27 protein-coding genes are annotated in these 20,907 nt (G+C 66.8%); 17 read left to right on the top strand and 10 right to left on the bottom strand.

Annotated features, from left to right (window positions below; genetic code table 11):
• The first annotated feature begins 54 nt into the window (after nt 1-54).
• The 6 genes from MU521_RS11805 (at nt 55) to MU521_RS11830 (ending at nt 3,936) form a co-directional block, all read left to right on the top strand.
• Nucleotides 55-801: a DUF4397 domain-containing protein gene (locus tag MU521_RS11805; protein ID WP_245681186.1), complete on the top strand. Its 747-nt coding sequence runs from the start codon at nt 55-57 to the stop codon at nt 799-801.
• A 96-nt stretch (nt 802-897) separates the two neighbouring features.
• Nucleotides 898-1,173 carry an ArsR/SmtB family transcription factor gene (locus MU521_RS11810; RefSeq protein WP_092693047.1) on the top strand — a complete coding sequence of 92 codons (276 nt, stop codon included), beginning with the start codon at nt 898-900 and terminating at the stop codon, nt 1,171-1,173.
• 54 nt (nt 1,174-1,227) lie between these two features.
• A complete protein-coding gene (locus MU521_RS11815) occupies nt 1,228-1,530 on the top strand; it encodes a DUF8036 family membrane protein (protein WP_092693044.1) in 303 nt (100 codons plus the stop codon).
• Between the two features lie 114 nt (nt 1,531-1,644).
• On the top strand, nt 1,645-2,451 hold the full coding sequence (locus tag MU521_RS11820; protein ID WP_217630162.1) for a DUF4397 domain-containing protein: 807 nt from the start codon (nt 1,645-1,647) through the stop codon (nt 2,449-2,451).
• A gap of 242 nt (nt 2,452-2,693) precedes the next feature.
• Nucleotides 2,694-3,674 carry a transcription initiation factor IIB gene (locus MU521_RS11825; RefSeq protein ID WP_092693042.1) on the top strand — a complete coding sequence of 327 codons (981 nt, stop codon included), beginning with the start codon at nt 2,694-2,696 and terminating at the stop codon, nt 3,672-3,674.
• An 82-nt stretch (nt 3,675-3,756) separates the two neighbouring features.
• Nucleotides 3,757-3,936 carry a DUF7836 family putative zinc-binding protein gene (locus MU521_RS11830; protein ID WP_092693039.1) on the top strand — a complete coding sequence of 60 codons (180 nt, stop codon included), beginning with the start codon at nt 3,757-3,759 and terminating at the stop codon, nt 3,934-3,936.
• Here MU521_RS11830 and MU521_RS11835 read toward each other — a convergent pair.
• Nucleotides 3,933-4,337 (bottom strand): translation initiation factor IF-2 subunit beta, encoded by a 405-nt coding sequence (locus MU521_RS11835; protein ID WP_092693037.1) that lies wholly within the window; start codon nt 4,335-4,337, stop codon nt 3,933-3,935. The two genes, MU521_RS11830 and MU521_RS11835, sit on opposite strands and share 4 nt — an antisense overlap.
• A gap of 223 nt (nt 4,338-4,560) precedes the next feature.
• On the opposite strand from MU521_RS11835, the gene MU521_RS11840 reads away from it, so the two are divergent.
• A complete protein-coding gene (locus tag MU521_RS11840; protein ID WP_092693034.1) occupies nt 4,561-4,797 on the top strand; it encodes a UPF0058 family protein in 237 nt (78 codons plus the stop codon).
• 110 nt (nt 4,798-4,907) lie between these two features.
• On the opposite strand, the gene MU521_RS11845 is transcribed toward MU521_RS11840, so the two are convergent.
• A complete protein-coding gene (locus tag MU521_RS11845) occupies nt 4,908-5,402 on the bottom strand; it encodes a DUF555 domain-containing protein (RefSeq protein ID WP_092693032.1) in 495 nt (164 codons plus the stop codon).
• Nucleotides 5,403-5,544: 142 nt separating this feature from the next.
• Between MU521_RS11845 and MU521_RS11850 the strand changes: the two genes are divergently transcribed.
• The 6 genes from MU521_RS11850 to MU521_RS11875 all read left to right on the top strand — a co-directional run bounded on the left by MU521_RS11850 (nt 5,545) and on the right by MU521_RS11875 (nt 9,917).
• Nucleotides 5,545-6,453: a DNA-3-methyladenine glycosylase family protein gene (locus tag MU521_RS11850; protein ID WP_092693029.1), complete on the top strand. Its 909-nt coding sequence runs from the start codon at nt 5,545-5,547 to the stop codon at nt 6,451-6,453.
• A 36-nt stretch (nt 6,454-6,489) separates the two neighbouring features.
• Nucleotides 6,490-6,768, top strand: a complete 279-nt coding sequence (locus MU521_RS11855) for an acylphosphatase (protein WP_092693027.1) — start codon at nt 6,490-6,492, stop codon at nt 6,766-6,768.
• Between the two features lie 2 nt (nt 6,769-6,770).
• On the top strand, nt 6,771-8,207 hold the full coding sequence (locus MU521_RS11860) for an NAD(P)H-hydrate dehydratase (RefSeq protein WP_092693171.1): 1,437 nt from the start codon (nt 6,771-6,773) through the stop codon (nt 8,205-8,207).
• Nucleotides 8,200-8,760, top strand: a complete 561-nt coding sequence (gene moaC, locus MU521_RS11865) for a cyclic pyranopterin monophosphate synthase MoaC (protein WP_092693025.1) — start codon at nt 8,200-8,202, stop codon at nt 8,758-8,760. The genes MU521_RS11860 and moaC overlap by 8 nt, the downstream gene beginning before the upstream one ends.
• 114 nt (nt 8,761-8,874) lie before the next feature.
• The gene (locus MU521_RS11870; RefSeq protein ID WP_092693021.1) at nt 8,875-9,693 is read left to right on the top strand and encodes a M48 family metallopeptidase; all 819 of its coding nucleotides are present in this window, start codon (nt 8,875-8,877) and stop codon (nt 9,691-9,693) included.
• Nucleotides 9,693-9,917, top strand: a complete 225-nt coding sequence (locus MU521_RS11875; protein ID WP_217630160.1) for a hypothetical protein — start codon at nt 9,693-9,695, stop codon at nt 9,915-9,917. Before MU521_RS11870 ends, MU521_RS11875 begins: the two co-directional genes overlap by 1 nt.
• Here the strand turns inward: MU521_RS11875 and hflX are convergent.
• The gene (gene hflX / locus MU521_RS11880) at nt 9,914-11,224 is read right to left on the bottom strand and encodes a GTPase HflX (protein ID WP_092693015.1); all 1,311 of its coding nucleotides are present in this window, start codon (nt 11,222-11,224) and stop codon (nt 9,914-9,916) included. The genes MU521_RS11875 and hflX overlap by 4 nt on opposite strands.
• A 167-nt stretch (nt 11,225-11,391) precedes the next feature.
• Here hflX and MU521_RS11885 point away from each other — a divergent pair, with 167 nt between their 5' ends.
• Nucleotides 11,392-11,727 (top strand): FUN14 domain-containing protein, encoded by a 336-nt coding sequence (locus MU521_RS11885; protein ID WP_092693012.1) that lies wholly within the window; start codon nt 11,392-11,394, stop codon nt 11,725-11,727.
• A 9-nt stretch (nt 11,728-11,736) separates the two neighbouring features.
• Here the strand turns inward: MU521_RS11885 and MU521_RS11890 are convergent, their stop codons facing one another.
• The 6 genes from MU521_RS11890 to MU521_RS11915 all read right to left on the bottom strand — a co-directional run bounded on the left by MU521_RS11890 (nt 11,737) and on the right by MU521_RS11915 (nt 16,595).
• The gene (locus tag MU521_RS11890) at nt 11,737-12,807 is read right to left on the bottom strand and encodes a DUF4350 domain-containing protein (protein ID WP_092693010.1); all 1,071 of its coding nucleotides are present in this window, start codon (nt 12,805-12,807) and stop codon (nt 11,737-11,739) included.
• Complete coding sequence (locus MU521_RS11895; RefSeq protein WP_092693008.1) at nt 12,800-13,732, bottom strand: S49 family peptidase; 933 nt, start codon at nt 13,730-13,732, stop codon at nt 12,800-12,802. Before MU521_RS11895 ends, MU521_RS11890 begins: the two co-directional genes overlap by 8 nt.
• 126 nt (nt 13,733-13,858) lie before the next feature.
• Nucleotides 13,859-14,584 carry a ribosome assembly factor SBDS gene (locus MU521_RS11900; protein ID WP_092693006.1) on the bottom strand — a complete coding sequence of 242 codons (726 nt, stop codon included), beginning with the start codon at nt 14,582-14,584 and terminating at the stop codon, nt 13,859-13,861.
• 114 nt (nt 14,585-14,698) lie between these two features.
• Nucleotides 14,699-15,484 carry an archaeal proteasome endopeptidase complex subunit alpha gene (gene psmA / locus MU521_RS11905; RefSeq protein ID WP_092693003.1) on the bottom strand — a complete coding sequence of 262 codons (786 nt, stop codon included), beginning with the start codon at nt 15,482-15,484 and terminating at the stop codon, nt 14,699-14,701.
• Between the two features lie 2 nt (nt 15,485-15,486).
• Entirely contained in the window at nt 15,487-15,963 is a 477-nt protein-coding gene (locus MU521_RS11910) for an Rpp14/Pop5 family protein (protein ID WP_092693001.1), read from the bottom strand.
• Nucleotides 15,960-16,595 carry a class I SAM-dependent methyltransferase gene (locus MU521_RS11915; protein ID WP_092692999.1) on the bottom strand — a complete coding sequence of 212 codons (636 nt, stop codon included), beginning with the start codon at nt 16,593-16,595 and terminating at the stop codon, nt 15,960-15,962. The genes MU521_RS11910 and MU521_RS11915 overlap by 4 nt, the downstream gene beginning before the upstream one ends.
• Nucleotides 16,596-16,718: 123 nt before the next feature.
• Here MU521_RS11915 and MU521_RS11920 point away from each other — a divergent pair, with 123 nt between their 5' ends.
• The 3 genes from MU521_RS11920 (at nt 16,719) to MU521_RS11930 (ending at nt 19,937) form a co-directional block, all read left to right on the top strand.
• The gene (locus MU521_RS11920) at nt 16,719-17,747 is read left to right on the top strand and encodes a nicotinate-nucleotide--dimethylbenzimidazole phosphoribosyltransferase (protein WP_092692994.1); all 1,029 of its coding nucleotides are present in this window, start codon (nt 16,719-16,721) and stop codon (nt 17,745-17,747) included.
• A complete protein-coding gene (locus MU521_RS11925) occupies nt 17,744-19,048 on the top strand; it encodes a cobyrinic acid a,c-diamide synthase (RefSeq protein ID WP_092692991.1) in 1,305 nt (434 codons plus the stop codon). The genes MU521_RS11920 and MU521_RS11925 overlap by 4 nt, the downstream gene beginning before the upstream one ends.
• An 88-nt stretch (nt 19,049-19,136) precedes the next feature.
• Complete coding sequence (locus tag MU521_RS11930) at nt 19,137-19,937, top strand: SDR family NAD(P)-dependent oxidoreductase (RefSeq protein WP_092692989.1); 801 nt, start codon at nt 19,137-19,139, stop codon at nt 19,935-19,937.
• A 9-nt stretch (nt 19,938-19,946) separates the two neighbouring features.
• On the opposite strand, the gene MU521_RS11935 is transcribed toward MU521_RS11930, so the two are convergent.
• Complete coding sequence (locus tag MU521_RS11935; protein WP_175452878.1) at nt 19,947-20,771, bottom strand: alpha/beta fold hydrolase; 825 nt, start codon at nt 20,769-20,771, stop codon at nt 19,947-19,949.
• Nucleotides 20,772-20,907: the final 136 nt, after the last annotated feature.

Genomic DNA, 20,907 nt, shown 5'->3' on the forward strand with positions numbered 1-20,907 from the left:
GAACCGAGAAAGTGATTATTATTCGATATCAGAGAGCAACGACCGGGGATACAGATGGCAAAGACTCGACGCGAGACGCTACGGTGGATGGGTACAGGAACGGCGGCAGTCGCGGGACTCAGCGGAACCGCGAGCGCGCGGTTCGGCGACGACGAAGACGAGGACGACCCCGCCGAGGTGCGGGTGATCCACGCCTCACCGGACGCGCCGGCCGTCGACGTGTTCGTCGGTGGAAACCCGGTGCTGGAGGACGTTCCGTTCAAGACGGTGAGCGACTACCTGGAACTCGAACCCGGGAGTTACGACGTGGCGGTGGCCCCCGCCGACGCGGGCGTTGGGTCCGCAGTCATCGACACCGAAGTCACCGTCGAGGCGGACACGGACTACACGGTCGCTGCGACCGGTCGGCTCGCCGACATCCAGGCGACGGTGCTGGTCGACGACAACGACGACGACTTCCCGCCGCTCCCGCGGGTGCGCGTGGTCCACCTCTCCCCGGACGCGCCGGCCGTCGACGTGGTCAAGGACGCCTTCTTCGGCGACCTGGAACTCGTCGAGGACCTCGAATTCCGCGGGCAGAGCGAGTATCTCGACCTGCTGCCCCTGGAGTACGACCTGTCGGTGCGGCCGGCCGGCGGCGACGAGAGCGTCTTCGACTTCTCGGCCGACACGGACGTGGGGGCGACCTACACGGCCTTCGCGGTGGGCCTCCTCGAACCGCCCGAGGACGCCGACAACCAGGCGTTCGACGTTGTGCTGGCCGAGGACGTGGCCCCGCTGTCGGAGCGGTTCGGTCGATAGAAACGCGACTGGTAGGCGGCCACAAGTCCACTCTTTCGCGAAGGTTCGGCGCGTGTCGGTATTATTAACTGGCGTGGGGGTGCTTTCTCCGTGGGAATGGAGGGTGTCCTATGGTACGTGCTGACTGGGACGCGTGGCGGTGCGAACCGGGCACGCATCCTCCAGACGATAGAGGCGCGTCCGCGGAACGCCAATCAGTTGGCCGAGGAGCTCGATCTGGACTACAAGACGGTTCGCCATCACCTCGACGTGTTGACTGATAACGGGGTCGTCGAGAAGAGCGGAGACGACTACGGCGCGGTTTATCTCCTGACCGACCGGACACGACACCACTGGGACACCATCGAAGAGATCATCGCGGAGGTCGATTAGTATGGCCGAATTTGGGAAAGACTATATTCGCGGACACGACGAACGGAGGGACAGATGGGAGTCTGGTTGACGGCGGCGGGCGCTGCGACAGCGGTGAACGTCGTCCTGCTCGTGGCCTTGCTCGGCATCTGGGGCCGGAACTATCGGCAGTTCCGCTCGAAGCACGCACTGGCACTCTCGCTGTTCGCCGTCCTCCTGCTCGCTGAGAACGTCCTCGCGTTTTACTACTACGTCCTCGACCCGCAGGTCGCGACCCTGCTGAACAGCGCCGCCCCCATCGCCGGCCGCGCGATGATGTTCGTCCAGGTCCTGGAACTCGGTGCCCTGCTCGTTCTCACCTGGTCGGCGTTCGACTGACTGTCCGTATCGGCCACCGTCGTCCGATTCCCGACGGTTTCTGCACGAAATTGGGTGAGAGTGCGGTCCGTTTCCGGCAAATCCACTTTTATGAGTCTCCGCTCTCCTCTGACGATGGCAGACAGAACACGGCGACGCGTACTCGCAGCACTGGGTGGAACAGTCGCGGTCGGCCTGGCGGGGTGTAGCCAGGGTGGCGACTCCGGGGCGACGCCCACGGAGACTGACGCGATGACTGAAACCGAGACGACGGATGGGATGGACGACGAGATGACCGAGGGCGACACGGACGGTGAGATGGACGGTAACGCGCACGTCCGGGTGGCACACCTCTCGCCGGACGCGCCCAACGTCGACGTGTACGTGGACGGGTCGGCCGTCCTCGAAGACGTGGCGTTCACCGACGTGAGCGGCTACCTCGAACTCGCGCCCGGGACCCACACCGTCGAGATCACCGCCGCGGGCGACATGAGCACGTCCGTCTTCGAGCAGGATCTCGAACTCGCCGCCGCCGACTACACCATCGCGGCGGCCGGCGAGTTGGCCGAGGACGGGAAAGCGTTCTCGCCGCTGGTCCTCGAAGACAACCGGGAGAGTCCCGGCGAGAACATGTCCCGGGTCCGGCTGGTCCACGCCGCCCCGGACGCGCCCGCGGTCGACGTGACGGTGAACGCGACCGGGGCCGCCATCTTCGACGACGTGGCCTACGGCGAGACCAGCTCGACGACCGTCGAAGCCAACGACTACACGATCCAGGTCCGGGCGGCAAACGAGAACAACGACGGCCAGATCGTGCTCGATCAGGACATCTCGCTGAACGGCGGGACCGGCTACACCGTCTTCGCCGCCGGGTACCTGTCGCCCGACGACGAGCCGACCGACGAAGCCCTCCAGCTCGTCGTCGCACAGGATACCCAGTAACGCACTCAGGCTCTCACCCCGGTCCCCGCTGGCTTGCCCCCGGCGAACTCGTCGGTCGTACCGGACTGCGACGGTAAGCCGGAGTAAATCACCCGACTGCACCACGATAACGAGTCCCACACTGACCCCGCGGGACCCTCGAATTAGCGAAACATTTATATGTTTTTCACACTTACTAACGGTTAGGAAGTCGCCGGTAATTTCTTATCGCTTTCGCCGCCGGCAACCCAAGATACACCCCCATGAGCGACACCACAACCCGGACGATATCGAACGAACGTACAGAGCAGGAGATCGCGGAGGAGACGAGCGAGACGGAATCGGCCACGACCTGCCCGGAGTGTGGCGGGAACCTCGTGACCGACACGGAACACGGCGAGACGGTCTGTGGCGACTGTGGCCTGGTCGTCGAGGAAGACGAGATCGACCGCGGGCCGGAGTGGCGCGCGTTCGACGCCAGCGAGCGCGACGAGAAGTCCCGCGTCGGTGCCCCGACCACGAACATGATGCACGACAAGGGGCTCTCGACCAACATCGGCTGGCAGGACAAGGACGCCTACGGAAACTCCCTGTCCTCGAGCCAGCGGGAGAAGATGCAGCGGCTCCGCACTTGGAACGAACGGTTCCGCACCCGTGACTCCAAGGAGCGCAACCTCAAGCAGGCCCTCGGTGAGATCGACCGCATGGCCTCCGCACTGGGCCTCCCGAAGAACGTCCGCGAAACGGCGTCGGTCATCTACCGCCGCGCGCTGGACGAGGACCTCCTGCCGGGCCGCTCCATCGAGGGCGTCGCGACGGCCTCGCTGTACGCCGCGGCCCGACAGGCGAACACGCCCCGGAGCATCGACGAGATGATCACGGTCTCCCGCGTCGGCGAGATGGAGATGACCCGGACGTACCGCTACATCGTCCGCGAGTTGAACCTCGAAATCCAGCCCGCCGACCCCGAGAGCTACGTCCCCCGCTTCGCGTCGGACCTGGACCTCTCGGACGAGACCGAGCGCCGCGCCCGCGAACTGCTCGACAGCGCCCGCGAGACGGGCCTGCTCTCGGGCAAGTCCCCCGTCGGCCTCGCCGCGGCCGCCGTCTACGCCGCCTCGCTGCTCACCAACGAGAAGGTCACCCAGTCGGAAGTCTCGGAAGTCGCGAGCATCTCCGAGGTCACCATCCGCAACCGATACAAGGAACTCCTGGAAGCGGAACACGACCTGACGGCGGCCTGAAAGCCCGTCTCGCTCCTGGACCGTCACGGCAGGCGAGCCAGCGGCAACCTTTTTGACCCTGCCGCGTGTCAACAGGGCACACATGACCGAGACCTACGTCCGGTTGCTCTGTCCGGAGTGCAAGAAAGGGTGGGAGTCCTCGCCGAACGACCTCCCCTCGCACAAACGGACCTTTCACTGCCCCAACTGTCACGCGAGCCGGCGGCTCGCGGAGTTCACTCGCACTGAACACGATCTGGAGACACTGAAGACGCTGAGTTAGCCGCTCGTCGAGGAGATCGCACCGCACGCCTCACACCGCAGTACCAGCGCCCCGCGTTCGCGTTCGAGTTTCGTGTCGGGCAGTCCACACTCCGAACAGAGGACGAACTCGTCGACGTACTCGTCGAGTGCGTCCTGGATGCGACTCTGCCTAAACTCGCCCGTCAGGCGCGCGCGCCCGCTCTCGTCGATGTGCCCGCTCGTCCCGAGTTCGTTTTGCAGGAACTTCACGACGTGATCGTCCTCGCGTCCGAGCCGCGATGTTGTGTCCTGGAAGTTCTCGTAGACGGTCGTGTTCCCTTCCTGGCGGACCTCCGGCTCTGGCACGTCGAACCGGTCGCTGCTGCCCTCGATGTCGGGAGTCTGTTCCATCGCCCGGTCGAGTTGGTCCTCGTAGTCCATATCGGGTTATGCCGTGCGCGAGCCAAAAACCTTTCAACAGAGCGCGCGCCAGCCACCAACCCCGAAAATACACCGATTGTCGGGTAGTAAACAACTCGTCACCGGTTCCTGACCGATTGTGAATGACTTGAAAACCCATGTATGGACGGCGCTACGGCAGGGCCGTGTGTTAACGGGCCTCAGAGTAGTACTATAACCCTTCAGTTGTAACGCATGGGTGACTATGAAAAAGCAGGAGCTCATCCATCTTCACGGCCTGCTTGCACAGGTGCAGAACCACTACGAAGAGAAGACAGGTAACGAGGTCGAACACGACGAGTACGAGCGTGTCAACGTTCGACCGACCTCGATCCACATGTCCAAAGACGACCACAAAGACGCCGTCTTCGCGCTGGCCGGGGGCATCACCTCGGAGATGGGCGACGACAAGTCCGAACAGGTTCCAGCCGCTGCCGACTGAGCCGTCTCTCTCCGTTCTCGCGATATCCACGACTCCGGAGCGGCGGCCCCGTCCCGACAGTCGTGGCTACGGATGTGGCTCCGATGTCGTACTCTCCGGCGAAAACGGCGCTATTCGTCGATGAGCTCCTCGAACTCCGGCAACACTTCGCTGTCTTCCCCCTCGCGCTCGCCGATGTCCGTGTCCGACGTGATCTCGTCCACCGTGGTTTCGGTCTCGGTCTCCGTCTCTGCCTCGGTCTCCTCGGTTTCGTCCTCGTCGGCCTCCTCGTCGATCGGTTCGATCTCGAGAACGTCCAGCGGAATGTTCTCCAGGCGCTGTCCGATCTCCTTGCGAGCGATCCGGGCGGCGTGTTCCTCGCGCTCGACATTGAAAACTGTCATCTCCAGTTCGAGTGCGACCAGACTCTCGTCGGCGGCGATGAAGGCGGGCTCTTGCTCCTCGCCGCAGTGGGGACACGACCGCTGTCCCATGTTGATCTCGACGTAATTGAGATCGGGGTTGAGCATCTCACCGGTTTTCGAGATGGCGATCCGGACCGCCTCGTCCGGTGTTTCGACGTCGTAGACCGGAACTGCGGCCTCTACGACAACTCTGCAGTTCATAGTTTGCTGTTAGCTGTCCAACCGTAAGAAGATTGGTGTCCGTTCACGCGGTATTCAGTCTCTTCTCACGCTTGCCACCGCCGCCCTGTCGGTAGGTTCGATCTCGAAACCCCCAAGCCGCTCCGATCCGTTTCGACCGACGATGCAACGGGGCCGAATCGACGCGACGACCCTCGCCGGTGGCGTCGATCTCCAGTCGACTGTCGAGAGCGGCCAGTCGTACCTGTGGGGCCGCGAGGACGGCACCACCTACGAGGACGACCGGGCACACGGCGGCGACGCCTGGTACTGGACGACGGTCCGCCCCGAGGGCCGGAGCGATCCCGCCGTCGTGCGCGTCCGACAGGTCGACGGCGGGCTGGAGTGGGAATCACACGTCGACGCCGAGCCCCACCTCCGACACCTGCTCCGACTCGACGACGACCTCGACGCCATCCGCACCGCCACACCGGACGATCGACTGCTCCGCGAAGCCTTCGAGACCTACCGCGGAATGCGACTGGTCCGGGACCCACCCTTCGGCGCGCTGATCTCGTTCATCTGTTCGGCCCAGATGCGAGTGCGCCGCATCCACGACATGCAGATGTCGCTCCGGCGAGAGTTCGGCGATCCCGTCGTGTTCGACGGTGAGACGTACCACGCCTATCCCACGCCCGAAGCCCTGGCCGACGCGACGGAGGGTCAGCTCCGCGAAGTAGGCCTGGGTTACCGCGCGCCCTACGTTCAGCGCAGTGCGGAGATGGTCGCCGACGGGGTGGCCCACCCCGACGAGGCGGGGGACCTCCCTTACGAGGCGGCCCGCGAGTACCTCACACAGTTCGTCGGCGTCGGCGAGAAAGTCGCCGACTGCGTCCTGCTGTTCTCTCTCGACTTTCTGGAGGCAGTCCCGCTGGACACGTGGATCAGGACGACCATCGAGGACTACTACCCCGACTGCGACCGTGGGTCCTACGCCGAAACCTCGCGGGCGATCCGCGAAGCGTTCGGTGACGAGTACGCCGGCTACGCCCAGACGTACGTGTTCCACTACCTCCGGAACGGCGGCGAGTGACCAAGGTTTTCCTCGGCGGCGAGAGAAGGGTGGGCTATGAGCGAACGCGTCCGCGCACACGTCCACGTCACCGGGAAAGTGCAGGGGGTCTACTACCGCGCGAACACGCGGGACACCGCCCGCGAGCAGGGCCTCGACGGCTGGGTCCGCAACCTGGACGACGGCCGCGTCGAAGCCGTCTTCGAGGGCCCCGAAGAGGACGTAGAGACGCTGGTCGAGTGGTGTCACGACGGGAGTCCCCGGGCACGGGTCGACAGCGTGGAAGTCGAGTACGAAGAACCCGAAGGGCTGGGCGGGTTCGAGGTGAAGTGGTGATGATGGGCGTCCAGGACCAGGCCGTCCTCGACGAGAACGCCGAAGCGTTGGGCGTGCCCCGAAAACAGCTGATGGAGTCCAGCGGCAACGCGGTCGCGCGGGTCGTCCGCGACGTGGCCGAGTCCGGGAGCGCGGTCGCAATCGTCGCCGGCCGCGGGAACAACGGCGGCGACGCGTTCGTCACCGCGCGCTTCCTGAACGCCTACGACGTGACCGTCAACCTGCTGGGTCGCGCCGAGACCATCACGACCGACATCGCCCGAGAGAACTGGGACGCACTCCAGCGGGCCGAAGTCGACGCCCGCGAGGTCCGTGACTCGACCGGCCTCGACCTGGGCGACCCGGACGTAGTGATCGACGCGATGCTCGGCACCGGCGTCACGGGCGCGCTCCGCGAACCCGAGGCGACCGCGGCCGAGCGCATCGCCGAGACCGACGCCACCGTCGTCGCCGTCGACGTGCCCTCGGGCATCGACGCCGACACCGGCGAGGTCGCTGGCGCGGCCGTCGACGCCGACCACGTCGTCACGTTCCACGACCAGAAGCCCGGGCTCGTCGAGCTGGACGCCGACGTGACCGTGGCGGACATCGGCATCCCCGACGCGGCCGAACGGTTCGTCGAACGCGGCGACCTGCTTCGCCTCTCCCGGGACCCACAGAGCCACAAGGGTGACCACGGCGAAGTGCTGGTGATCGGCGGCGGCCCATACACCGGCGCGCCGGCCCTCACCGCACAGGCCGCGTTCCGGGCCGGAGCCGACCTGGTTCGGGTGGCCTGTCCCTCCTCGGTCGCCCGCGAGGTCCAGAGTTTCTCCGAGGGCATCATCGTCCGGCCGTTCACCGGCGACCTGCTCGAACCGGGCCACGTCGACCAGTTGCTGGACCGGGCCGTCGAAAACGACGTGGTGGTGATCGGCCCCGGACTCGGCAACGCGACAGGCACACTGGAAGCGGTGCGGGAGTTCCTCGCCGAGTTCGACGGCCGGGCCGTGATCGACGCCGACGCCCTGCAGGTCGTCCCCGACGCCGACACCGACGCCACCCTGCTCTGTACGCCCCACCAGGGTGAACTCCGGACGATGGGCGGCGAGACGGACGACGACTGGGAGACGCGCGCGGAACTGGTCGCTGACTTCGCCGCCGACCTCGACCAGACACTCCTCGTCAAGGGTGCCTACGACGTGATCAGCGACGGCGGGCGGACCCGCGTCAACCGGACGGGCAATCCGGGGATGACTGTCGGCGGGACGGGCGACGTGCTGGCAGGCGCATCGGGCGCGCTGTTGGCCACCCAGAAGCCGATCCACGCCGGTGCCATCGCCGCCTACGCCAACGGACGTGCGGGCGACCTCGCTGTCGAGGAGTTCGGCCACGGCCTCGTCGCTCCCGACCTCGTGGACGCACTTCCGACGGCGCTGTGGGGTGAGACCGATGAGTGACGGCCCCGAAGACGGCGCGGACACCGACGGGAGCCCCGAAGACCCACTCGACGAGGTCGGCGCGACCGCCGTCGAGGGCAGCGAGGAGCTGACCCACACCGACGACGAGGGCGACGTGCAGATGGTCGACGTGGGCGGCAAGCCAGACACGGCGCGTCGGGCGGTCGCTCGCGGGGAGATCGGACTCCAGCCCTCGACCATCGAGGCGATCAGGAACGATCAGGTCGAGAAAGGCGACGTACTGGCGACGGCCCGGATCGGCGCGATCCAGGCGGTCAAGCACACCTGGGAGACGATCCCGATGTGTCACCAGATCCCGATCACGAACGTCGACTGCGAGTTCGACGTGCGCGAGGACCGGGTGGTCGCGACCGTCGCTGTCGAGACCACGGGGAAGACGGGCTGTGAGATGGAGGCCTTAGAGGGCGTGACGACGGGCCTGAACGTCGTCTGGGACATGGTGAAGGCCGCCGAGAAGGACGCAGATGGACAGTATCCCGACACGGCGATCAGGGACGTGCGAGTGGTAGAGAAGCGAAAGCGCGAGCTATAGCGTCGACCGGCCAGTGATCCGACCGCTCGACCCAGTTACCGACCTTCGAGTACTTTTTGGTTGTGTGCCGACCACGAAACATAAGTTCGCGAACGACCAACAATCAGCATAGCAATGCGCAACCTCGGACTCAAAGTGCGAATGGCGATCGTCGGCTCGATCCTGTTCGCCTTCTACACCATCGCGATATCGTTCTTCTACCTGATGTTTCAGGTACCGATCCCGTTACTGATCGGGCTGAGCGTCCTGTTCGTGGCCGCTCAGTACAAGATTAGCAAGTGGTTCACGCTCCGGTCGCTCAAGGGACAGGAACTCCCGGAAGACCAGTACCGGGACCTCCACCGGTTCGTCGAACGCACCAGCGATCACATGGGCATCGAAAAGCCGGAACTCTACCTGGTCGAGATGGGCGTCCCCAACGCCTTCGCGCTGGGTCGGCGCGGAAACGGGACCGTCGCGGTCTCGCGTGAGCTCCTCCAGTTGCTCGAACAAGACGAGGTGGAAGGGGTCGTCGCCCACGAACTGGCCCACCTCAAGAACCGCGACTCGATCATCATGCAACTCGGACAGGGGGTCGCCTCGATCATCGGCTTCGCCGCCTACTTCGCGGTGATCCTGACCGGCGACAACGAACTCGTCGACATCTTCCTTGGCATCATCGTGAGCAACATCGCCCAGTTGCTCGTCATGGTGTTCGTGTTCGCCATCTCCCGGCACCGCGAGTACGTCGCCGACCGCACCGCCGCCGAGACGCTGGGTCGTGGCGACCCCCTCGCGCGGGCCCTCGAGAAAATCTCCGCGGGCGCACAGCGCAGTGAACCGACCGCCGAGGCCAAGGAGGTCAGCGCGCTCTGTATCTTCGGCGGTGGGATGAGCCTGCTCTCGACCCACCCCGACACCGAGAAACGCATCGAACGCCTCCGCAGTTACTGATGGCCACACGCGAGTTGCTCGCGGCAGTGCTCGGCGTCGCCCTCGGACTCGGCTTCCTGGCCTTTCCCCAGGCCGTCGTCCGGATGTACACCGCCGGCTGGACGGGCGACCGACACGGGAAGTACGGCGAGACCGGCGCGCCCGAGACCTGGCAGTGGGTCGTCCGCGGCGTGGGCGTCCTGCTGCTGGTGGGCGGCGGCTACTTCGCCTACACACTGGTCTAGGCGGACTCGGCGGCCACGAGGTCGCCCGCCTTGGCCCGTGACTGCTCGACGATCTTCGGCCGGGCCTCGAACTCGATGACGACCTGATCGCCGTAGTCGACGGTGTCGACGTGGGCGTGATCGTGGATCCACGAGACGACGCTCATGGTCTCGTCGGTCATCGGCATGACGAGGCGTTCGCGCTCGAACGGCGGGAGTTCGTGGTCGATGCGATCCCTGAGCGCGTCGACGTTCGCGCCCTCTTTGGCGCTGATCGCCACCGGATTCGGAGCCAGCGCCGACAGCGCCTCCCGCTTGCGTTCGAGTTCCGCGTCGTCCACGCGGTCGATCTTGTTCAGGATCGTGACGATTGGTGCCTGGTTGCGTTCCGAGAGGGTGTCGTGGCAGGTGACGAGTTTCTCCCGGATCTCCTCGACGGGTTCGCTCACGTCCACGACGAGCAACACCAGATCCGCGCGGTAGACAGCATCGAGCGTCGACTTGAACGACTCGACCAGCCAGTGAGGGAGGTCGGTAATGAACCCGACAGTGTCGGTCACCAGCACGTCTCGGCGGTCCATCTCGGCCTTCCGAGTGGTGGTGCCGAGCGTCGTGAACAGGCGGTCCTCGCTCTCGGCGGTCGTGTCGAGGTCGGGATGTAACTCCTCGTTCTCGTCGATGTCGAGGTCCTCGGCCAGGCGGCGCAACAGGGTCGACTTGCCGGCGTTGGTGTACCCCGCCATCGCGACGAGGTCGAAGCCGGACTCGCGGCGCTGTTCGCGCCGGTGTTGCTCGGTCTGCTCGATGTCCTCGAGTTCGTCCCGGATGCGGGAGATGCGGGCCTTGATGTCCCGTTCCCGGCTCTCGTCGTACTCACCGAGCCCCATGAACCCGGGCCGTTCCTCGCGTTTGGCGAGGCTGGCCTTGGCCTCGGCGCGGGGCAGTTCGTAGCGCAACTCCGCGAGTTCGACCTGGAGCTGTGCCTTCCGGGTCTGTGCCCGCTGACCGAAGATTTCGAGGATAAGTCGAAATCGATCGATGGCCCGTGTCTCCTCGGGGAGTTCGTTCCCGAGGTTGTACGTCTGGTAGGGACCGAGCTGGTTGTCGAAGATGACGACTGTGGCGTCCTCCCGGACGGCCGTCGTCGCGATGGTCTCGGCTTTCCCTTCCCCGACGTGCATCGCGGGGTCTTCCGTCCGGGTCTGGGTCACCTCACCGACGACCTCGTACCCGGCCGCGCGGGCCAACTCGCGGATCTCGCTGGTGTCGGGCGTTCCGGAGTCCACGCGCTTGGCGATGACCGCTCGCTCTGTCTGTGTCGCCGTCACTCGTCCGAACGTACGGCGCGATGCTATTTAAACACAGGGCCACCACCCCGAAGACATCCTGTCGCCGCAGGAGAGGCCGTCTCCCGGTAATCGCGTCTGACGGGCGTCAGCGGGTCGGAGACGGGCACAAAAGCCTTATATCGGCGTACTTAGATGGCTGATGTGACATGGTAGACCCAACGTTGCTTCAGGTCGCCGGGCTGGACCCCCAGCAGATCGGCCTCGAGATCGGGGGCGGCGCGGTCATCGGTGGCGTCATCGGCTTCGCCGCCAAAAAAATCGCCAAGATCATCGCAATCATCGTCGGGCTCGAACTGGCGCTGTTCAAGTTCCTCGAAACCAAGGGCGTCCTCGAGGTCAACTGGGGGGCGATCACCGGCGCGGCAAGCGACGGCGCGGATCAGGCGGCCGAGGCTCCCGGCTGGATCGTGAGCCTGCTCGCGGCACTGCCCGTGACTGCGGGCTTCGCCGGCGGCTTCATGGTCGGCTTCAAAAAAGGATAACGCGGATTTTCAGGGCGCTACCGGCGTCGGCGGCGTCGACCCGTTCGTCGGCAGCGCTCCGCCCGACGGCGGACGCGGCTGCCCCGGTCTGGGCGGAACGCCCGGACGCTCCGTCGTCGGCTTCGGTTTCGGCTCTTTCTCACCGGACACGAGGAACTCGGCGAGGTTACCGATCAGTACCTCGTTGTCCGCGTACTGGTAGTTCGCGGGCGTCAGGAACGACGTGTCGCCGATGAGGACGACGTTGTCGTTGACCGCAGCGACCGGATACCTGCCCTGCTGGCGGGTAGTCGACAGTGCGGTGCGGTCGGTAGCCGACACTGCCACTGAGGCGTCGCCACCGACGGCGACCTCCGTCGCCCGGTCGAACAGCACTCTGTCCACGCCCGCGGTGAGCGGGCCGTCACCGGACGCCGTGGCGTAGACGTTCTGGAAGTTGTTCCCGTTCTCGTACATGTTGTACAGGTACCCCGTCGACAGACTCATGCCGAACCGGGAGGATAGCGGCGTCATCTGGCTCGTTGCGGTCGACCGCGGCGCGGGACCGAAGATGCTGGTGATAGCTGGACTCGGCGACGTGGGCTCGCCGAGCAGTGCGACGCGACCGCCGCGCTCGGCGAAGTCCGCGATGCCACGCTGGGCCGCGTCCGTGAACGGACGGTCCGGCGAGATCACGACGAACGCGTCCGCGTCGCGGAGCGACGAGTTGAGCGGGCTGCTCGACCCGGGGCCGGCCGAGCGCGGTGCGCCGCCCGGCCCGCCACCGCCGTGGAATCGGACCTCGTAGCCCTGCGCGACCAGCGCGTCGACCATCGGTTCGATCTCTTCGCGCTCGAAGTCGTTGTCGTGTGCCCGGTCGATCAGGACCACCTTCTCGTCACTGCCGGCGTCGATACTGACCGACCCGTTCTGCCCGAGATCCTGTGGCACGATGTTCGCGGGCTGGAACGAGGCCGGGTTCTGCGGTCTCGGGTTCGCGTCCCCGCCGGGCGACGCGAGCAGCGGGATAGCTGCTGCGACGACCAGCACGAGTGCCAGGACGAGAGCGAAGACACCGACGAGTCTGGGAAGGTTAGCCATCGGTCCTCACCTCCCCCTGCTCGGGCATCCCGTAGAGGGCGAGATAGCGTGGCGTCTCGACCCCCTCGTAGTCGAACGGCGACTGCTCGACGACGACCGTCCGGGTCCCGGAGTCGTTGCGTCCGGCCTCCTGACTGCCCAGGATGAGCCCGAGACCAGGCTGTTCCGGCGCGTCCATCCGGGTGACGGCGTAGTTTTCGAGGTCGGCGTTCTCGGCGGCCCGCTGGATCGCCGCGTCGATGCCACCGATCTCGTCGGCGACGCCGTTCCGTTCGGCGACTGCACCGGCGTAGACCTTCGCGTAGGAGAGTTCCTCGCGGCTCAGTTCGAGGCGGTCGCCGCGTTCGTTCATGACGGTGGTGACGAACTGCCGCCGGAGCAGCTCGACGCGATCACGGAACTCGGCCTGGGTCCCCCCAGCGCCTTTGTCCGGGCCGGTGATGATCCGACTCCCGGCCGCGCCACCGGCGGGCTGGGTGCCGATGACGCCCACGCTCCCGACGATGGAACCGGGCGTCACGTAGATGCGGCTGGCGGGCGTCATCGCCCAGTACGCGCCCGAAGCACCCTGGCCGTTGACGCTCGCGACCACGGGAATGCCGGCCGCTGTCGTTCTGTTCACCGCGAGGTAGAGTGCCTCGCTCGCGGGGACTGTGCCACCGGGGCTATTCACGTCGAGGACGACGGCCTTGATCGAGTCGTTCCGGCGGACTTCGCGCAGGTTCGCGCTGATCTGATCCGCCGTGGAACTCGTGATTGGCCCCTCGACCGGGACCACTGCGACCGAATCCGGTGTGTCCTGGCCGGCCCCCTGCGTGAGGCGCATCGCCTGGGGTGCCAGGAACAGACCGATCAGGACGGCGGCGACCGCGACCGCCACGTACACCCACGTGGCAGTCCCGCCCGCCCTATTGTCTGCTGACATGATGCAGGCCCAGCGTCGAGACACTCACGTAGAAGGTTTTCTAAACTAACAACAAGTTCCCGAGCGTTTCCGGATACTGCGACGTTTCGTCGGAACTGATAAGTCAGAGATGCTGTCAGCGGTCCGTCAGCGTGTCGGGATGTCGTCCTCGTCGGAGATGATCCGGGTCTCGGCTTCCCCGCTCGTGTGTTCGTTGACCACGTCGTAGAACTCGTTTTGCATGCCGGCGGGGAATGTGATGACGCCGACCCAGGAGCCGTCGGACTGCCACTCCTCGCGTTCGAGGTCGCCGAACTGGCGGATCTGTGCCTGTGCCGAGCCGGCGTAGTCCGGGGGGACCTGCACGGCGACGGTCATCTCGTCGAACCGGATCGGGATCACCGGGCGCAGGAGGTCCAGCGCCTCGTCGACCTGGTTCTCGACGGGCTCCATGGGGTCGACTTTGAACCCTGCCTCTTCGAGGGCGTTCTCGATGCGTTCGGGCGGATGGGGGGCGTCGTCCATCTGCGGGTTGACCGCGTTGCGCGTGATGTGCTGGACGAGCTGTTTGTGCTTCTGTTCCTGCATTTCCTTGCGCTGTTCGGCCGTGATCTGGATCTCCCCGTCTTCGACCACCTGCGGAATGATCTCCAGGGTGTCGGTGGTGCCGAACACCTCTTCGAGAGCGTCTTCCGGCGGCCGGTCGCCGCGGGAGGCGTCCTCGAACACGTCTTCCGCGGCGATGACGTCTTCCAGATCGCCGTCGAACTCGCCGCGCTTGATAGCGAGCGCCGCGTCCGGATCGATCAACACCTCGAAGCGCTCCCCGTGGGACTCCAGTCGGGCTGTCACCGCCTCGTCGAGCGAAATCATACCTGGGGGTTGTGTGGCCCGGTTAAAAGGTGTTTCCCGGCTCCCGACCGGAGTTTTCGACATCCCGCGGGGAGAAATCGTGATCGGCCGGACCGCCGACGGTCCGTGACGGCACTACTCCTCGGTGGCGTCGTCGGTCGTCTCGTCGCCGTCGACCGCGTTCTCGTCGGCCAGCAGGTCCAGATCGACGAGGGAGTCCTCGATCTCGTCGTCGGTGAGCTGGCTGAACTCCCGGTCGTCGACGCCGACGGTCGCCAGCCCGACGGCCTCGGGCCGGAGCGCGTCGTCGTTGACCGACCCGAGGGCTTTCAGCGCCAGCCCGACCGCTTCGTCCAGGTCGATCCCTTCGTCGTAGTTCTCTTCGAGGTAGTCCCGAACGTCACCGCGGTCGGCACCCACGGCCAGGGCCTTCCACTCGTAGGGCGTCCCCGAGGGATCGGTCTCGAACAGGCGCGGCTCGCCGTCGGCGTCGATCCCGCCGATGATGAGCGCGACGCCGAACGGGCGTGCGCCGCCGATCTGGGTGTACTGCTGGATGTGATCGGTGACATCTTTGGTCAGCGTCTCGACCCCGATGGGCTCGCCGAAGCGCAACTGATTGATCTGGGCGTTGCGGCGCGCGAAGTCGATCAGCTGGCGGGCGTCGGCGACGTGGCCGGCACTGGCGATCCCGATGTGATCGTCGGCCTTGTGTAGTTTCTCGACGCTCGACCGTTCCATCAGCGGCGACCGGATACGCTTGTCCACCGCGAGGACGACGCCGTCGTCGGCGCGGATGCCGATGGACGCGGTCCCGCGCTTGACGGCTTCGCGTGCGTACTCGACCTGATAGAGGCGGCCGTCCGGGGAGAAGATGGTGATTCCCCGGTCGTAGGCCTGCTGTTGTGATTGTCCCTGCATGGTTACAAATCGAGTGTGGTCGCGCCCGCGAACGCCGAGTCGAGCCGGACGTCGGCGCGGCCGTCCCGCACCACCGCCGTCCGCTCGGCGTCCTCGAAGCCGACCGTTCTCTCTGTGGTGATTTCCGGTGCGCTTCGTATATACTTTTCTTCACAGGCACGGACGGTCCCGCTCACACCCGCCACTCGTAGCCCCACGGGCTGGCCGTCGACCGACTCGACCGCCGCGACCGCGGCCCGTGCCCGGTCGACCTCGTCCCGGCGCGTTCGGACGGCCGCCCAGCCGTCGCCGTCCGCGAACGAAAAGCGGACCACCGTCAGGTCCACGTCCGCACTCGCTGCGTCCCCCAGCAGGTTCTGTGCGGCGTACCAGAGGTGGCGCTGGAAGTCCCCGCGGTCGAAGTCCGCGTCGGGCCAGCCCTCGATGGCGACCGCCAGGTACCGCCAGCGCGGCCGGAGGTGCTTGGGGAGGTGTTTCATCGGTCCTGCGGCACGACGGCGCGTTCGGCCGGGACCCGTTCCGCGACCAGCACGCCGACCTGTTCGTGGACTCGCTCGACGCGCGTCAGCGCGAACCCGGCGTCCGTCAGGGCGTCGGCCAGCGTGCCGACCGTCGCCGGATCGTCGACCTCGGGGCTGTAGAACGGTTCGTCGGGATCCGGTTCGCCGAAGAACATCACGTCGCCGAGGACGAACCGGTCGGGATCCAGTTCCGCGATCACCTCGATAGCCTCGCGCTTCTCGGCGTCGCTGAGGTGGTGCATCGCGAAGTTCGTCGTCACCACGTCGACCGGTTCGTCGACGTTCGGTTCGCGGAACCGACCCGTGCCGAAGGAGACGTTCTCGTTCCCGCGCTCCGTGGCCTTCTCGCGGGCCTGGTCGAGCATGCCGTCACTGATGTCACGACCGATGACCCGTTCCGCGTCGGGGGCGATCCGGAGGGCGATTGCGCCGGTCCCGGTCCCCAGGTCCAGCACGGTGTCGTCGGCTTCGGCCGCGGCGACTTCGACGACGAGACCGGCACAGGCCCGGTACTCCGGGGTCTCGTCCTCGTCGTACGCCTCGGCTTTCTCGTCGAAGCGAGCGGCGTGTTCTTCGAGACTCTTCTTCATACTCGCGCCAGGATGGGCCCGCCAAAAAGTCTGCTGACGGCGGCCCGACGTCGATCCTGACACCCCGATACACCGACCGAACGTATTAAACCTGACTTGGGATAACTACACTGGCATGGAACTATGGGTGCGTCGGCCGTGCGGCTGATGCTCGTCGCGGGCACGACGCGAACGGCCGAGATCGATGGAATCAGCGCGGCCGGCGCGGATTCGGACCTGCTGGTCCACACGCCGAGTGCGGACGCGGAGATTCTCACGTACGGCGAACCGATCCGCGCGCCGGTCGTCCCGGTGAGTCCGACCGGCTGTCCGACCCCGGCGGTCGTCACTCGCGCGATCAGGGAACTGGTCGGGCTGGACGTGACCGTCGTCGACGGTGGACTCGCGGAACCGACGGGCGCGCCGACCGTGACCGTCGGGGCGCGTCCCGGCGACGACGTTCGAGAGCAGGACCCGGTATCGACCGCGCCGGGCGTCCTCGCGGCGGCCCGGAAGTTCGGTCGTGCGGTCCCGGACGACGAGGTGTACCTGGCCGAGACCATTCCCGGCGGAACGACGACGGCGCTGGGCGTCCTCCGCGCGCTCGGTGAGACGCCCGTAGTCTCGTCGTCGCTCCCGCAGAATCCCCTGGATCTCAAGCGGGGGGTCGTTCGCGACGGCCTCGAGGCGAGTTCGCTCGACCCCGGGGACGCGGCAGGCGACCCCGCCGTCGCGCTCCGCCGGATGGGCGACCCCGTCCTGGCGACGATCACCGGCCTGCTCGTCGGACTTGTCGAGAGTGACACCGCAGTGACGCTGGCTGGCGGAACGCAACTGCTGACCGCCGCGGCCCTGGCCCGTCACGCCGGCGTCGAGACGACCCTCAAACTCGCGACCACCTCGTTCGTCGCCAGCGACGAGAGCGTCGACCTGCGGCCCGTGGCCCGGGAACTCGACGTCGACCTGACCGTCACCGATCCCGGCTTCGCGGCCCGGGATCATCCGGCGATGGACGCCTACGTCGCCGGCGAGGCCAAGGAGGGCGTCGGCATGGGCGGCGCGCTCGCACTGGCCGACGCCGCCGGCGTCCCGATGGCCGACGTTCGCGACCGGATCGTCACCGTCTACGACCGCCTGCTCGACGGGCGAGAACCCGCCGAGCCAGAGACATGAGAGGGCTCGTCCTCGGCGGCACGAGTTCGGGCGTCGGCAAGACCGTCGCGACGCTGGCGCTCCTCCGGGCCGCAGCGAACGCCGGCCACGCCGTCCAGCCCGCCAAGGCCGGCCCGGACTTCATCGACCCGAGCCACCACGCCGTCGTCGCGGACCGCCCCTCCCGCACGCTCGACACGTGGCTCGAAGGGACCGACGGCCTCCGCCGCAACTACCACCGCGGCGAGGGCGACCTCTGTGTCGTCGAGGGCGTGATGGGACTCTACGACGGCGACGGCTCCAGCACCGCGATGGTCGCCGACGCCCTCGACCTGCCCGTCGTCCTCGTCGTCGACGCCACGGCCGGCATGGAGAGCGTCGCCGCCACCGCGCTCGGCTTCCGGGAGTACGCCGCCCGCGCGAACCGCGACATCGACGTGGCCGGCGTGATCGCCCAGCAGGCCCACGGCGGTCGCCACGCCGACGGCATCCGCGACGCGCTCCCCGACGAACTCACGTACTTCGGCCGGATTCCGCCGACGCCCGACCTGGAGATTCCGGACCGCCACCTCGGTCTGGAGATGGGCGAGGAGTCGCCCGTCGACGACGACGCGCTCGCGGCCGCCGCCGAACACCTGCGCGTCGACGCATTGCTCGACGTGGCGCGGGAACCGCCCGAACCCGAATCCGAAGGTGGCGCTCCCGCCGACAGAACCGACGCCCGAATCGCCGTCGCCGACGACGCCGCCTTCTGTTTCTTCTACCCGGCGACGCTCGAACGACTGCGCGACCGGGCGGAGGTAGTGACCTTCGCGCCCACCGCTGGCGACGACCTGCCCGACTGCGACGGCGTCTACCTCCCCGGCGGGTATCCCGAACTCCACGTCGACGCGCTGGCCGACGGGCCGGCGCTCGCGACCATCGGCGAGCGCGCCAGCGAGGGTCTGCCGATCCTCGGGGAGTGTGGCGGCCTGATGGCCCTCGCGGAGTCGCTGACGACGGCCGACGGTGAGACGGGCGCGATGGCGGGCGTCCTCCCCGCCGAAATCGAGATGCGCGACCGATACCAGGCGCTGGATCACGTCGAGATGCGGGCCACGGACCGGACGCTCACGGCCGATTCCAGTGAATGCCTTCGAGGGCACGAATTCCACTACAGCGAGGCGTCGGTCGGGCGGGACGCCCGTTTCGCCTTCGAGATGGAACGGGGCGATGGCATCGACGGCGGGCGCGACGGCCTGACGGAGTACCGGACGCTGGGCACCTACGCCCACGTCCACGCCGAGAGCGGCGCGTTCGACCGGTTTCTGGATCGCCTCTGACTGTCTGATCCGTACGCTTAAGCGGGGCCGATTCGCGACGGCTACTCGTGAGCTATCGTATTCGTGGCGGACAGGCGGAGGGACAGCGATGACGGTACTCGATCAGTTCCGGGTGGACGGCGACGTGGCGCTCGTCACGGGTGGCGCGAGCGGGATCGGCGAGGCCTACGCCGAGGCGATGGCCGAAGGCGGTGCCGACGTGGCCATCGCCGACATCGACGCGTCTGGGCTGGCCGATACCGCCGACCGCCTCCGGGCCGAGACGGACGCGGAGATTCTCCCCATCGAGGCCGACGTGACCGAGGAGGCCGACGCCGAGCGGATGGTCGAGCGAACCGTCGACGAACTCGGCGGTCTGGACGTGTGCTTCGCCAACGCTGGCATCTCCGGCCTGGGCAACAAGATCACGAACGTCTCGCTCTCGGACTGGCGGGAGATCAACGGCGTGAACCACGATGGCGTCTTCCTGACGACCAGGGAGGCGGGGTCGGTCATGGAGGAACAGGGCCACGGCCGCATCGTCGTCACCGCGTCGATGCTCAGTTTCGTCGCCGAACCCGCCATCGGCATCGGTCCCTACGTGGCCTCGAAGGGCGGAGCGAAACAACTCACGAAGCAACTGGCCGCCGAACTCGCCCCGGATGTCCGGGTCAACGCCGTCTGTCCGGGGTACGTCCGGACCAGCATCGGCCACGGACTCCTGACCGAGACGGCCGCCGAGTCCCCGGCCGTCGAGGACCTCCACGACGAGATCGAGGGGCGGACGCCGCTCGGTCGGTTCGCCGAACCGTCGGAACTCAAAGGGATCGCGCTCTATCTCGCCTCGGAGGCGTCGTCGTACTGCACGGGGTCGACGTTCGTCGTCGACGGCGGCTGGACCGCGATCTGAGCGTCCCCGTCAGTACACGTCGTCGAGGAACTCGCGGATCGCGGCGTTCGCGGCCTCGGGGTTCTCGGTGTTCGAGGAGTGGCCGGCCTCGGGGATCAACTCCATCCGGGCGTCCGGGAGCTGGTCGACCATCGGCTCGGCGCGTTCGGGTTCGATGGACACGTCCTCCGCGCCGTGGGTGATCAGGACCGGCACGTCGATCTCGTCGAGTCGGTCCTCGACGCCGGGGCGGTGGAGCCAGGATTTCACCTCGTCGTGGACGGCCTCGCCAGGGTAGGTCAGCCAGCGGTCCTTCCAGTGTTCGACCAGCTCGGTGCGTTCCTCGATGGAGGTCTGGCCGAACAGCATGTGCGAGACGGCCTCGGCCATGGGGTCGGGCACGTCACCCTCTGCTTTGGCCGTCTCGACCATGTCGCCGTACTGCTCCCGTTCGGCCTCGTCGTGGGGCGTCGCCATGCTGTCGATCAGGACGATGCCGTCGAGCATGTCGGGGTACTCCAGCGCGAAGCGCAGGGCCATGAATCCGCCCATCGACATCCCCGCGAGGACACAGGAGTCGACGCCTTTGGCGTCCATGAGGACGCGACAGTCCTCGGCCAGGTCGTCCAGGTCGTAGGGACCCTGGAAGCGGTCGGTGCGGGCCCGGAGGTTGTAGGCGATAGTTCGGTAGTCGTCCGAGAGCGCGTCGAGTTGCGGTTCGAACATCGTCCAGTCCATCAGGGTACCGTGGGCGAACACGACGGCCGGACCCGACCCGCGTTCTTCGGAGACAGTTTCGGTGCGGTGTCGGTACAGCTGTGTCGCGGGGCCTGAATCCTCGGGCAGGTCTGACATGCCACGGTCCACGGAGGCCGGGGGTATAAGCGCTGTCTCCGAACACTGGGGGCCCCGTCGGGTGGCCGAATCTCCGGCGAGTCTGACGGACGCAGGACGCACGCGCGACGAGGCCACAAAACTTAATCGGGTAAGA

This window comes from Halorientalis regularis (assembly GCF_023698535.1).
GTDB classification, from domain to species: Archaea; Halobacteriota; Halobacteria; order Halobacteriales; family Haloarculaceae; genus Halorientalis; species Halorientalis regularis.